The organism is Zoogloea sp. 1C4 (assembly GCF_009469605.1).
Classification (GTDB): domain Bacteria; phylum Pseudomonadota; class Gammaproteobacteria; order Burkholderiales; family Rhodocyclaceae; genus Zoogloea; species Zoogloea oryzae.
This window is the reverse complement of the sequence record NZ_SSXU01000006.1, coordinates 191002-201687: the sequence shown is the minus strand read 5'-3', so window position 1 is coordinate 201687 and position 10686 is coordinate 191002. Positions and strand designations below refer to the sequence as shown.

At 71.6% G+C, this 10686-nt stretch carries 11 protein-coding genes; all 11 read left to right on the top strand.

Annotation, left to right across the window (positions count from 1 at the left end):
• Window positions 1–2 precede the first annotated feature (2 nt).
• Window positions 3–1208, top strand: coding sequence for a type II secretion system inner membrane protein GspF (gspF, locus tag GH681_RS09785; protein WP_153161288.1), 1206 nt, complete (start codon window positions 3–5; stop codon window positions 1206–1208).
• Between the two features lie 9 nt (window positions 1209–1217).
• The gene (gene gspG, locus GH681_RS09780) at window positions 1218–1646 is read left to right on the top strand and encodes a type II secretion system major pseudopilin GspG (protein WP_153161287.1); all 429 of its coding nucleotides are present in this window, start codon (window positions 1218–1220) and stop codon (window positions 1644–1646) included.
• Between the two features lie 10 nt (window positions 1647–1656).
• Window positions 1657–2205, top strand: a complete 549-nt coding sequence (locus GH681_RS09775) for a prepilin-type N-terminal cleavage/methylation domain-containing protein (protein WP_153161286.1) — start codon at window positions 1657–1659, stop codon at window positions 2203–2205.
• Window positions 2202–2576: a type II secretion system minor pseudopilin GspI gene (gene gspI / locus GH681_RS09770; RefSeq protein ID WP_153161285.1), complete on the top strand. Its 375-nt coding sequence runs from the start codon at window positions 2202–2204 to the stop codon at window positions 2574–2576. Before GH681_RS09775 ends, gspI begins: the two co-directional genes overlap by 4 nt.
• On the top strand, window positions 2573–3199 hold the full coding sequence (gene gspJ, locus GH681_RS09765; RefSeq protein ID WP_153161284.1) for a type II secretion system minor pseudopilin GspJ: 627 nt from the start codon (window positions 2573–2575) through the stop codon (window positions 3197–3199). Before gspI ends, gspJ begins: the two co-directional genes overlap by 4 nt.
• Window positions 3199–4152, top strand: a complete 954-nt coding sequence (gene gspK, locus GH681_RS09760) for a type II secretion system minor pseudopilin GspK (RefSeq protein ID WP_153161283.1) — start codon at window positions 3199–3201, stop codon at window positions 4150–4152. The genes gspJ and gspK overlap by 1 nt, the downstream gene beginning before the upstream one ends.
• 7 nt (window positions 4153–4159) lie before the next feature.
• On the top strand, window positions 4160–5377 hold the full coding sequence (gene gspL, locus GH681_RS09755) for a type II secretion system protein GspL (protein ID WP_153161282.1): 1218 nt from the start codon (window positions 4160–4162) through the stop codon (window positions 5375–5377).
• Window positions 5374–5886: a type II secretion system protein GspM gene (gene gspM, locus GH681_RS09750; RefSeq protein ID WP_153161281.1), complete on the top strand. Its 513-nt coding sequence runs from the start codon at window positions 5374–5376 to the stop codon at window positions 5884–5886. The genes gspL and gspM overlap by 4 nt, the downstream gene beginning before the upstream one ends.
• Window positions 5887–5899: 13 nt before the next feature.
• Window positions 5900–6652 carry a type II secretion system protein N gene (gene gspN / locus GH681_RS09745; protein WP_153161280.1) on the top strand — a complete coding sequence of 251 codons (753 nt, stop codon included), beginning with the start codon at window positions 5900–5902 and terminating at the stop codon, window positions 6650–6652.
• Window positions 6653–6731: 79 nt separating this feature from the next.
• Window positions 6732–7811 carry a transaldolase gene (gene tal, locus GH681_RS09740; protein ID WP_153161279.1) on the top strand — a complete coding sequence of 360 codons (1080 nt, stop codon included), beginning with the start codon at window positions 6732–6734 and terminating at the stop codon, window positions 7809–7811.
• 180 nt (window positions 7812–7991) lie between these two features.
• Window positions 7992–10679 (top strand): aminopeptidase N, encoded by a 2688-nt coding sequence (gene pepN / locus GH681_RS09735; RefSeq protein WP_153161278.1) that lies wholly within the window; start codon window positions 7992–7994, stop codon window positions 10677–10679.
• The last annotated feature ends 7 nt before the right edge of the window (window positions 10680–10686 follow it).

The following is a 10686-nucleotide window of genomic DNA, read 5'->3' as shown; positions in this document are numbered from 1 at the left end:
CGATGACCGCCTTCCGCTATCGCGCCGTGGACAACGCCGGCCGGGAATCCGCCGGTGTGCTCGAAGCCGACACCGGCAAGGCCGCCCGCGGCCTGCTGCGCGAGCGCGGGCTGTTCCCGCTGGAAGTCGCCTCGGTGGCCCAGGGCGCCGGCGACGGCAAGGCCGTCCGCCGCAAGCTGAAGGAAGCCGACCTCACCCTGCTCACCCGCCAGTGGGCCACGCTGCTGGCGTCCGGCCTCACCGTCGAGCAGGCGCTCGCCGCCCTCATCGAGCAGGCCGAAACCGAAGCCACCCGCCAGCTGCTGGCCGGCGTGCGCTCCGAGATCCTCGCCGGCTACAGCCTGCGCGCCGCCCTCGATCGCTACCCCCAGGCCTTCACCACGCTCTACCGCGCTTCGGTGGCCGCCGGCGAGAAATCCGGCGAACTCGCCCGGGTCATGAACCAGCTCGCCGACTACCTCGACCGCAGCCACGCCCTACGCACCAAGACACTGCAAGCGCTGCTCTACCCGGCCATCGTCGCCAGCGTGGCGATGCTGGTCATCGTCGGGCTGATGACCTACGTGGTGCCCCAGGTGGTCTCCGTCTTCCAGCAGAGCAAGCAGGCGCTGCCACTCCTCACCCGGGTGCTCATCGTGGTGAGCAGCCTGCTGCGCGAATGGGGCTGGCTGATGATCCTCGCCGTCATCGGCGGGCTCTTCGCCGGCCGCGCGGCGCTGCGCGACACCACCGTCAAGCGCCGCTGGGATGCCTGGCTGCTGGGCCTGCCGGTGCTCGGCCGCCACCTGCGCACCCTCGATGCCACCCGCTTCGCCAGCACCCTGTCGATCCTCGCCGGCAGCGGCGTGCCGCTCCTCGCCGCACTCGACGCCGGCCGCCAGGTCATCAGCCGCCTGCCGCTGGCGGATGCCGTCGCCACCGCCGCCGAGCGCGTCCGCGAGGGCCAGCCCCTGTCCCGCGCCCTGGGCGCCAGCCGCCAGTTTCCGCCGCTGCTCATCCACATGATCGCCAACGGCGAGGCCACCGGTCGCGTCGATGAACTCCTCGACCGCGCTGCCCGCCTCCAGCAGGCCGAACTCGAAAACCGCACCGCCACGCTCACCGCCCTCCTCGAACCCATCCTGCTGCTCATGATGGGCGGCTTCGTATTGGTGATCGTGATGGCTGTGATGCAACCCATCATCGAAATCAATACCTTGATGAAATAAGGAACCACCATGCACAACGCCCCCCGCCGCGCCCGCGGCTTCACCCTGATCGAAGTAATGGTCGTCATCGTCATCCTCGGCGTGCTCGCCGCGCTGGTGGTGCCCAAGGTGATGAGCCGCCCCGACGAAGCCCGCGTCGTCGCCGCCAAGCAGGACATCTCGTCGATCATGCAGGCCCTCAAGCTCTACAAGCTCGACAACCGCCGCTACCCCAGCGCCGAGCAGGGCCTGCAGGCGCTGGTCACCAAGCCCGCCGCCGCGCCGGTGCCCGACAACTGGAAGTCCTACCTCGACAAGCTGCCGATGGACCCCTGGGGCAAGCCCTACCAGTACGTCATCCCCGGCCTCAAGGGCGAGGTGGACGTGATGAGCTTCGGCGCCGACGGCATCTCCGGCGGCGAAGGCTTCGACGCCGACGTCGGCTCCTGGAACCTCTGACCCCATCCCGATGGCGACGGGCCTCTGGCGCAGCATCACCCACCCGTCCCGCGGCCCCGCGCCCGGACGCACCGCCGCGCCCCGCCGCCACGCCGGCTTCACCCTCATCGAAGTCATGGTGGTGCTGGTCATCATGGGCCTGATGGCAACCGGCATCAGCGTCGGCCTCGACAGCCTGCGCGGGCGCGATACCGATCAGGCTCTCAAACGCCTGCGCCTGGTGCTCGAAGCCACTGCCGACCGGGCCGCCGTGCGCGGCCGGCCCGTCGCCATCGAATTCCTGCCGGACGGCTATCGCTTCTCCGCCCTCGACCCGGACGACAACTGGCGTCCGCTGATCGACCCGCCGGTGTTCACCGACCGACCACTGCCCGCCGGCGTGGCCTGGCTGGGCCTGCGCATCGACGGCCAGCCCGACGCCGCCACGCCGCGCCTGCAGTTCGGCACCCAGGCGCCCGAATACGAACTGCGCGTCGCCACCCCCGGCGGCGAAGCCCGCCTCACCGGCAAGGCCAACGGCACGGTGCAGCTCGCCATGCCCGGCGCCAACCGCTCATGACGCGCCCCGCCCGCGGCTTCACGCTGCTCGAAACCCTGGTCGCCCTGGCCATCCTCGCCATCGCGCTCACCGCGGCCTTCCGGGCGATGGGCGTCACTGCCCAGTCGTCGGGCGAGCTTCGCGAGCGCCTGATCGGCGACTGGGTGGCCGAAAACCGCCTCGCCGAACTCCGCGCCACCCGCGCCTGGCCCAACCCCGGCATCAACGAAGGCACCGCCGAGCAGGCCGGGCGCACCTACCGCTGGCGCGAAGACGTCAAGAACACCGCCAACCCCCTGTTCCGCCGGGTGGATCTGTCGGTCTTCGGCCCGGACTCCGGCGACCACGCCATCTCCCGCCTGTCCGGCTACGTGGCGAGGCCGCTGCAATGAGCCGGCGTTCCGCCCAGCGCGGCCTCACCCTGATCGAGCTGATGGTCGCCCTGTCGGTCTTCGCGGTGCTGGGCGTGCTGTCCTACCGCGCCCTGTCCGAAGTCGCCAACAGCCACACCCGCCTCGAAGCCAGCTTCGAACGCTGGCGCGCCATCAACCGCAGCATCCAGCGCATCGACGCCGATCTGCTGCAGGCCGTCTCCACCACCGGCCGCAACCCGGGGCAGCCAGGAGCCGACGGCGCGACACCCGGCGGCAACCCGATTCCGACCGTGCGGACCACCACCGCCGCGCCCATGCTCCTCACCCGCGCAGCCAGCGGCGGGCCGGAGTTCCAGTTCCTGCGCCTCGACGACACCCGCGGCGTGCGCCGGGTCGGCTACCGGCTGGTGGATGGCCGCCTCGAATGGCTGCGCTGGAGCGGCCGCGACGCCCTGGGCGCCCCCGACGTCGAACCCCTGCTCGACAAGGTACGCGGCGTGCGCTGGCGCTTCCTGCTCAATAACAACCGCCTCGACGCCTGGCCACCGGGCGACACCCGCGTCACCCTGCCCGACGCGGTAATCCTCGAACTCGACCTGGAAGGCACCGGCGTCCTCACCCGCGTGATCGCCCTGCGCTGATGCAGCCCAACCGCCTCCCCTCCCGCCCCGCCGCCGGCCCCCAGAAGGGTGCCGCGGTGATCCTCGCCCTCCTCACGGTGGCGCTGGTGGCCGGCCTTGCAGCGGCCTCGGTGGGCGATCTGGGCGTGGCGATGGATCAGGTCGCCGGCCGTCACGACCAGGCCCAGGCCCGCCAGCTCGCCCGCGGCGCGGTGGACTGGGCGCGCAACGTGCTCTCCGAAGACGCCCGCACCAGCCAAGTCGATCACCTGGGCGAAGCCTGGGCCGTCAAGGTGCCGCCCACGCCGGTCGAGGAAGGCGAGGTCAGCGGCGAGCTGCAGGAGCTCTCCGGCCGCCTCAACCTCAACAACCTCGCCAGCGACGGCGCCGACATCATCGAGGTGGAGCGCTTCCAGCGCCTGCTGTCGCTGGTCGGCGTGGCCGACGCCGACGCCCTCAACCTCACCGCCGCGCTGCTCGACTGGCTCGACGCCGACGACACCCCGCGCCTGCCCGGCGGCGCCGAATCCGGCTGGTACGGCGCCCAGACGCCCGCCCGCCGCGCCGCCAACGGCCCACTGGTGGCGGTGTCCGAACTGCTCCAGGTGCGCGGCTTCACCCCGCAGCTGGTGGCCCGCCTCACCCCCTTCGTGGTCGCCGTGCCGCCGGGCTCGACCGTCAACGTGAACACCGCGCCGGCCGAGGTGCTCGCCGCCGTGGTGCCCGATCTGTCCCTCGACGCCGCCCGGCTGCTCGTCGTCCAGCGCAGCCGCGCGTGGTTCAAGGATGTGAACGACTTCAAGGCCCGCCTGCCCTCGCCGGATCTCCAGCCCGACCTCACCCGACTTTCCGTCACCAGCCGCCACTTCCTGGCCACCGGTCGCGCCCGCTACGGCGTGGCCATGGTGCGCATGGAAGTGCTGCTCGAACGCAGCCAGAACTGGTCCACCATCGTCTGGCAAAAACTGCTGTGATACGCCCATGAGTACCCGCCTCCTCCTCGCCATCGACGAACAATGGCCCGCCCGCCCCGACTGCCCGTGGGTGCTCCTCGGGCCGGACGGCAAGCCGCTCTCCGAAGGCCACTCCGAACCCCGCCACTGGCCCGCCGCCGCCGAGTGCGAGATCGTCCTCACTGGCCCCCAGTGCCTGTGGCTGGAAGTGCCGCTCCCCCGCGGCGCCCGGCGCGACCTGCCGCGCCTGCTGGCCTACGCCCTCGAAGACCGCCTGCTGAAAGACCCGGACACCCAGCACCTCACCCTCAGCCACCGCCGCCCCGCCGACGACGGCGAGCGCGACCTGGCCGGCGTGCTGGTGGTCGCCCGGGAGCGCCTGCGCCAGCTCGTCGCCCAGTTCGCCGCCATCGGCCGCCCCGCCCGCCGGGTCTTCGCCGAAGTCCAGACCGCCCCCGCCGGCGAGGGCTGGCACCTCAGCCTGTCGCCCACCGGCGCCATCCTGCGTACCGGCACCGCCAGCGGCGTGGCCCTCGACGCCGACATCCTCGCCCCGCTGCTCGCCCAGCAGGCCGCCACCGCCCGGGCAGCCAACACCGCGCCGGGGCAGGTCGAACTGCACCTGGCGCCGGCCACGCAGGCGCCGGATCTCGCCCCGCTGCAGGCCGAAACCGGCCTCGCCATCGCCACCGGCGCGGCCTACCGCTGGTGGCAGGGCGTGGATCGCAAGGCCGCCAACCTGCTGCAGGGCGAGTTCGCCTTCCGCGACGCCAGCACCGGCTGGTTCGGCAAGCTCAAGCCGGCCGTCGCCCTGGGCTGCGGCGCCCTGGCCCTGTGGCTGACGGTCAATATCGGCGAAGTGCTGTGGCTGCGCCATCAGGTGGGTCAACTGGGCGACCGGATCGAGCGCGTCTATCGCAGCACCTTCCCCAACAGCCCCGTGGTCGCCCCGGCCGCCCAGATGCGCCAGCAGCTCAACCTCGAGCGCGCCCGCCACGGCCTGCTCCGCGACGACGACGCCCTGGCCCTGCTGGCCCAGGCTGCCGAAGCCCTCGGCACCGACGCCGCCGGCGGCATCGCCGCGGTGCGCTTCGAGGAAGGCCGCCTCGACCTGACCCTCACCGGCCCCGCCGCCGCCCGCGCCGAAGCCGTGGTCGGCCTCCTCGCCAGCCGCGGCCTCCTCGCCAACCTGCGCGCCGATGGCGCCACGCCCCACCTGCTGCTGCGCCGGGAGAACCTGCAATGAGCGCCCCCACGCCCCTCGCCCAGGCCGCCAGCGGCCCGATCACCCGCCTCGCCAACGCCTGGCAGGCCCGCAACCCGCGCGAGCGCACGCTGCTGATCGCCGCCGCCACCGTCATCGGCGTCGCGCTGGTCGTCAATCTGCTCGACTGGAGCCGCAGCGAGCGCACCCGCCTGGGTCGCAGCCTTCCCCGCGCCGAAGCCCAGCTGGAGCAGGTGCAGGAATCCGCCACCGAGATCGCCCGCCTTCGCGCCCAGCCCGTGCCCCAGCGCCCCGCCGGCCCGGCCCTGCTCGAGATGGTGCAGGCCTCCGCCAAGACCCGCGGCCTCGGCCTCGCCATCCAGACCATGGGCGACGGACTGCAGGTCAAGGGCCAGGCCGGCTTCGACGAGCTCGTCGCCTGGCTCGCCGCCCTCCAGCACGACCAGGGCCTGCGCGTGGCGCGGATGGAACTCCAGCAGCAAGGCCCCACCGCCAGCGTCGATCTGGTGCTGGTGGCCGGCAGCAACTGATTCCAGCCGAGCCATGCGCCGCAAGCTGCTGTTCTTCCTCGCCGTTGCCCTGGCGCTCCTCGTCGCCAAGGCCCCGGCACGGCTGGTGGATGGCCTCGTCGCCCACGCCACCGACGGCGGGCTGCGCCTGCAGCAGGCCGAAGGCAGCCTCTGGCACGGCCGCGGCGTGCTGGCCAGCCGCGACGCCAGCGGGCGCAGCCTCACCCCGTGGCTGCCGCTGGCGTGGGATTTCGACAGCGCAGCCCTCGGCCGCCTCGCGGTGGGCTGGACCTTCTCCAGCAGCGGCAGCCCGGTGGGCGCGGTCGAAGCCTCGGCCACCGGCGTCAAGATCAGCCAGCTGGCGCTCCACGCCCCCGCCGACACCGCCCTGTCGTCCATCCCCCACCCGGCCGCCCGGGCCGGCTGGCAGGGCGACCTGACCATCGAGGCCCCCACCTGGCAGTGCCCGCCCGACGGCCGCTGCAGCGGCGAAGCCCGCCTGCTGTGGCGCGGCGCCCGCAGCGCGCTGTTCCCCGGCCGCCAGTTTGGCGACTACGAGCTGCGCGTCACCGCCCGCGCCGGCGACCTGCGCTCTCAGCTCGCCACCCTGGCCGGCGCCATCCAGGCCAGCGGCCAGGGCGAAGCCCCCTACGGCAAGCTGCCGCGCTTCGACGGCCGCATCAGCGGCGACCCGGAATTCCTCTCCCGCCTGCCGGCCATCGCCGGCGGCGCCGCCCGCCCCACCGGTCAGCCGGGTCAGTTCGACATCCACTGGCCACCCCGGTGAAATCCGTCACATGGGTCTGTCATCCGCTTCCGCCAGAATTGAAAGTTCATTCCAACCGACTACAACCGCGATCCACGCCATGAATCCGATCCAAGCCGCCCGCGCCGCCGGCCAGCAAGTCTGGCTCGACAACCTGTCCCGCTCCCTCATCCAGTCCGGCGAGCTTGCCCGCCACATCGAAGCCGGCGTGGCCGGCGTCACCACCAACCCGGCGATCTTCCACAAGGCCATCGCCGAAGGGCAGGACTACCGCCCCGCGCTCGACGCCATGAGCGGCGAGAACCTCAGCGCCGAGCAGCGCTACGAGCGCCTGGTGATCGAAGACGTGCAGCGCGCCTGCGACGTGATCCGCCCGGTGTTTGACGAGAGCCGCGGCGACGCCGGCTACGTGAGCCTGGAAGTCTCCCCGGCGCTGGCCGACGACGAAGCCGGCACCGTGGCCGCCGCCCGCCGCCTGCGCGCCGCCGTGGCCCGCGACAACCTGCTGGTGAAGATCCCCGCCACCGCCGCTGGCGTGCGCGCCATCGAGACCCTCACCGGCGAAGGCGTCAGCATCAACGTCACGCTGATGTTCTCGCTGGCCCACGTGGACGCCGTTGCCGGCGCCTACCAGCGCGGCCTCGACAAGCTCGCCGTCGCCGGTGGCGACCTGAGCCGTGTGCGCTCGGTGGCCAGCGTGTTCCTGTCCCGCTGGGACAGCCTGATCGACAAGCAGCTCGACGACATCGGCACCCCCGAAGCCCTCGCCCTGCGCGGCAAGGCCGGCGTGGCCCTGGCCCGTCAGGCCTACCAGCACTACCTCGCGCGCTTCCACGGCGCCGGCTTTGCGGCCCTCGCCGCCAAGGGCGCCCGGCCCCAGAGCATGCTGTGGGCAAGCACCGGCACCAAGAACCCGGCCTACTCCGACCTGATGTACGTCGAGCCGCTGATCGGGCCCGAAACGGTGAATACCCTGCCCGACGCCACCCTCGCCGCCTTCGCCGACCACGGCAAGGTCACCCCGGGCAGCGTCACCGCCGACGTGGAGGCCGCTGCCGCCCACATCGCCGCGCTGGCCGCCTTGGGCCTCGACATGAACCAGCTCGGCGAACGCCTGCAGGCCGACGGCCTCAGCCAGTTCGCGGTGGCCTTCGGCAAGCTGCTCGAACTGACGGCCTGAACCTGCGCTGCAAGGGGCGGCCCCGGTCGCCCCCGCCATCCCCACCGGGCGCGTCCGCGCCCGCCCTCTTCTGCTTTTCCGCATCACCCGCCCCACACCCACCGCCCAGCGGCGGACGGGCACGGCCCGGCGCATGGGCTAGAATCACGCTTTCGCAAAAGCTGATACACAAGGATTCCCATGCCCACCTCCGGCACCCTCATCCTCCGCGAGGCTTACCAGCCCCTGGCCTATGGCGTCGAGACGGTTGATCTCGATTTCAACCTCGATCCCCAGGCCACCGTCGTCACCAGCCGCCTCAAGTGCGTGCGCAACCCGGACGCCGCGGCCGGCCCGGTGGTGCTGTTTGGCGAGGCGCTGGAGCTGGTGTCCATCGCCATCGACGGCGCCGCGCCGGCCGAAGGCCAGGTGCGCAAGACGGAATCCGGGCTCGAGGTGGATGTGGACGCCGACGAGGTGGTGCTCACCATCGTCACCCGCATCAATCCGTCTGCCAACCTCACGCTATCCGGGCTGTACCAGTCCCGCGGCGGCTTCTACACCCAGTGCGAGGCCGAGGGCTTCCGCCGCATCACCTATTTCCCGGACCGTCCCGACGTGATGGCCCGCTACACCGTTCGCCTGGAGGCCGACGCCGCCACCTGCCCGGTGCTGCTCTCCAACGGCAACCTGCTCGAAACCGGCACCCTGCCCAACGGCCGCCACTTTGCCCGCTGGGAAGACCCCTTCCTCAAGCCGTCCTACCTGTTCGCGCTGGTGGCCGCCGAGCTGTCGGCGCTGGAGCGCACCGTCACCACCATGAGCGGCCGCGACGTGCTGCTGCAGGTGTGGGTCGAGGCGCGCGATCTCGACCGCGTCGCCCACGCGATGGATTCCCTGATCCACTCCATGCGCTGGGACGAGGAAGTCTTCGGCCTGGAGCTCGATCTCGACCGCTTCATGATCGTCGCCGTGTCGGATTTCAACATGGGCGCCATGGAGAACAAGGGCCTCAACATCTTCAACACCAAGTACGTGCTGGCCAACCCGGACACCGGCACCGACCTGGACTTTGAAAACGTCGAGAGCGTCGTCGCCCACGAATACTTCCACAACTGGACAGGCAACCGCGTCACCTGCCGCGACTGGTTCCAGCTCACACTGAAGGAAGGCCTCACCGTCTTCCGCGACCAGCAATTCACCGCCGACATGATGGCGCGGGCCTCCGATTCGCCGGCCGCGGCGGCATCCGCCCGGGCCGTCACCCGCATCGCCAACGTGCGCGGCCTGCGCAGCGGGCAGTTCCCCGAAGATGCCGGCCCCATGGCCCACCCGATCCGCCCGGACAGCTACCAGGAGATCAACAACTTCTACACCGCCACGGTGTACCAGAAGGGCGCCGAGGTGATCCGGATGATCCTCACCCTGCTGGGCCGCGAAGGCTTCCGCAACGGGATGGACCTGTACTTCTCGTACCACGACGGCCAGGCCGTCACCTGCGACGACTTCGTGGGCTGCATGGCCGAGGCCAACGGCGCCGACCTCGACCTCTTCATGCGCTGGTACAGCCAGGCCGGCACGCCGCGCCTCAAGGCCGAAGGCGCCTGGGATGCCGCCAGCGGCACCTACACCCTCACCCTCAGCCAGTCCACGCCGCCCACCCCCGGTCAGCCCGAAAAGCTGCCGCTGCACATCCCGGTGGCCGTGGGCCTGATCGGGCCGGACGGCGCCGACCTGCCCCTACGCCTCGAAGGCGAAGCCAATGCGGGCGACACCACCCGCGTGCTCAACCTCAAGGAAGCCAGCCGTAGCTGGCGCTTCACCGGGCTCACCGCCGAGCCCGTGCCGTCGGTGCTGCGGGGCTACTCCGCGCCGGTGATCCTCGAGATCGACGAAGACGACGCGCGCCTCGCCTTCCGCATGGCCCACGATTCCGATCCCTTCAACCGCTGGGACGCCGCCCAGCGCTTCATGGAGCGCGTCGTGCTCGGCCTCGCCGCCGACGCCGCCGCCGGCCGCAAGCTGGAAGTGCCCCAGGCCTTCGGCCACGCCTTCCGGGCGCTGCTGGTCAATGAAAGCCTCGACCCGGCCTTCGTCGCCGAAACCCTGGCCCTGCCGTCCGAAGCCTATCTGCTGGAGCGCATGCAGCCGGCCGACCCGGCGCCGCTCCGCGCCGCGCTGATCCACCTGATGCGCGAAGTCGGCCAGGCCATGCAGGCCGATTTCCTCGGCCGCTATCTGGATCTCGAAGTGGACGGCGAATACCGCTACCACCCGGCCGACGCCGGCAAGCGCAGCCTGCGCAACCTGTGCCTGCGCTATCTCGCTGCCTGGGGCGGCCCGACCGCCATCGACCTGGCCGCCAAGCAGTTCGAGCACGCCGGCAACATGACCGAGCGCTACGGCGCCCTCGCCGCGCTGGTGCAGAGCGACGCCCCCCAGCGCACCGACGCCCTCGCCGCCTTCCACGACCGCTATCGCGACGACGCGCTGGTGCTCGACAAGTGGTTCATGCTCCAGGCCACCGCCTGGCGCTGGTCCGACACGGCGCCCGCCACCCTGGACGAGGTGCGCGCGCTGATGGGCAACCCCGCCTTCAGCCTCTCCAACCCCAACAAGGTGTATTCGCTGCTGGGCGGCTACTTCAAGAGCAACGCGGCCGAGTTCCACCGTCCCGACGGCGCCGGCTACGCTTTCTGGGCCGAACAGGTGGTGGCGCTGGATCGCAACAACCCGCAGGTCGCCTCGCGCATGGCCCGCGCGCTGGAAGGCTGGCGCAAGTTCACGCCGGAGATCCAGGCCCGCATCCGCGTGGCGCTGGAGCAGGTCGCCGCCACCGAAGGCCTGTCGCCGGACGTGGCCGAGATCGTCGGCAAGGCCCTGGGCTGATGCCCGC